Raw genomic sequence first — 1,677 nt, forward strand, 5'->3', positions numbered from 1 at the left:
GGTCCTGGTCAACGGTTACCCGCCCGGCATTTGCTACGGCATTTTGCGTTTGCAGTAAACCGGCAATGCGGCTGGGTGGAATACCAAAGTTAGCCAGCCGTGAACGAGAGACTTCAACCACCACCTGTTCCTGTTGCTCGCCGGCCAGCATGACCTTTCCAACCCCGTCAATCAGCACCAGTTCGCGACGTAGAAAGTCTGCGTAATGCTCAATATCTTTATAGGAATAGTCTGGCCCGGTAATGGCCATCATCACGCCGTACACGTCGGCAAAGTCGTCACGAATAATAGGCTCGCCGGTTCCGAGGGGAAGCTGGGTTTTGGCGTCGTTAATTTTGCGCCGCAGTTCATCCCAAATTTGACGCAGGTGCTCGGCCCGGTAGATGCTTTTCATCTCGACTGTTATTTGCGATAAACCTGGCTTAGAAATGGACCGTACATGGTCGACGTAGCTGAGTTCCTGAATAGCGTTTTCCAGCCGGTACGTTACCTCTTCTTCCACCTGCTGCGCCGAGGCTCCGGAGTAAGGCGTAATGACCATAGCCTGCTTAATAGTGAACTTAGGGTCTTCCAGCCGACCAAGCTGAGTAAGAGCAACCAGGCCACCAATTAACAGAACCAGGAAAAACATCCAACTGGTGGTTTTCCGCTCCATACTGTACTTCGCAATATTCATTACAGCCCCCGTTCGCGTTGCCATTCACGAACTTGCTGATTTTCCTTCAGCTGATGGACACCGGCCACCACTATGATTTCACCGGCTTCGAGCCCATCCAGTACAGTGAGCCCATCGTTGGTCATTGGCCCGACATTAACCTTGCGCTTTTGTACACGCATGTCGTCGCTAACCACCCACACATAAGAAGCGTCCCGGCTTTCGGTAAATACGGCTTTAGCCGGCACAACAATACCAATTTGAGAAGAGCGCAACACCTCATTAATATCGACAATAACCGTTGCCGTCATGCCCGGCAGCACATTGATGTCCTGCGGCTTAGGTAGCGTAAACACCACCTCGTAGGTGTTGGTTGCGCCGTCGGATTGCGAGTCCCACTCTTTTAAATGAGCCGGATAGGTAAAACCCGGCGCTGCGTCGAAGCGCACTTCCGGTTGATAGTCGGTCTGCTTTTTCACCTTGGCAAAAAGCTTTTCCGGCACATTAATACTGATATCAATGGCGTTGCTGATTTGCAAAGTAACGATGGGCTGCTTAGCCTGGATGTTTTCATAAGCTTCCACCGCCAGATTAGCAATAACACCATCAAAAGGCGCCGTCAGTTCGGTGTAGCGCAGGTTAGCTTTAGCGGTTTCATAGTTTGATTTTGCAACTGCAAGCTCTGACTCAATTTGGTCAAATTGTCCTTCGGACATAACCCCTTCGCTCACCAGAACTTTATTGCGTTCGTATTGTGATAGCGCAAGTTCATACTGGGCTTTCGCCTGGTCCACCGCCAGTTGATAGTCGGTCGGGTCCAGACGGGCAATAAGCTCCCCTTGTTTTACTTCAGTACCAGGCCGCGCCGGCAGTTCAATAACTTCACCCGCTACACGAAAAGTCAGTTGAGCCACTTTCGCCGCTTCGACCACAGCCGGAAACTCTCGCAGACGAGGACCATTGGCTTCACTTACCTGCATTAACCTGGCAGGTCGCGCTTGCTGTTCTTCACTCACTTCGGC

Annotated in this window: 2 protein-coding genes; both read right to left on the reverse strand. The window is 51.5% G+C overall.

Features of this window, described 5'->3' with window-relative positions:
• On the reverse strand, positions 1-676 hold a 676-nt coding region (locus tag B3180_RS04540; RefSeq protein WP_286843288.1), incomplete at its 3' end, for an efflux RND transporter permease subunit.
• Positions 676-1,677 (reverse strand): efflux RND transporter periplasmic adaptor subunit (locus B3180_RS04545; protein ID WP_286843290.1); only part of this gene is annotated, 1,002 nt, incomplete at its 5' end. The genes B3180_RS04540 and B3180_RS04545, both read right to left, overlap by 1 nt.

Origin of the sequence: Idiomarina sp. UBA4206 (assembly GCF_002383015.1) — a bacterium.
GTDB lineage: Bacteria > Pseudomonadota > Gammaproteobacteria > Enterobacterales > Alteromonadaceae > Idiomarina > Idiomarina abyssalis.